General features: G+C 62.3%; 1 protein-coding gene. It reads right to left on the reverse strand.

Annotation, left to right across the window (positions count from 1 at the left end):
* Window positions 1–469: uracil-DNA glycosylase (gene ung, locus AC0IYH_RS29345; RefSeq protein ID WP_471837546.1), on the reverse strand; the 469-nt coding region annotated here is incomplete at both ends.

Genomic DNA, 469 nt, shown 5'->3' on the forward strand with positions numbered 1-469 from the left:
GTCGCCAGTCGATAGGTGCCAGGCCATGTTGCTCGAGGAACTTGTTGGTGCGGCTGAAGTGACCGTTACCGATAAAGCCGCGGTGCGCGGACAGCGGTGACGGATGCGGCGAACGTAGTACCAGATGCTTGCTGGTATCGATCAGCCGCTCCTTGCTTTGCGCATGCGCCCCCCACAACAGGAACACCAGACGCGGACGCTGCTCACTGACAACCGAAATGATCCGGTCGGTGAATGGCTGCCAGCCCTTGGCGGCGTGAGAGCCTGCGTTGGCGCGCTCAACGGTCAGCGATGTGTTGAGCAGCAGCACGCCCTGCTCGGCCCAGGATTGCAGATAACCATGGCTGGGAATGTCGATGTTCAGGTCGCGCTTGAGTTCTTTGTAGATGTTCACCAGCGACGGCGGCGTGGCGACGCCCGGCTGCACCGAGAAGCACAGGCCATGCGCCTGGCCTGGGCCGTGATAGGG

Source organism: Pseudomonas sp. AC463 (assembly GCF_979253585.1).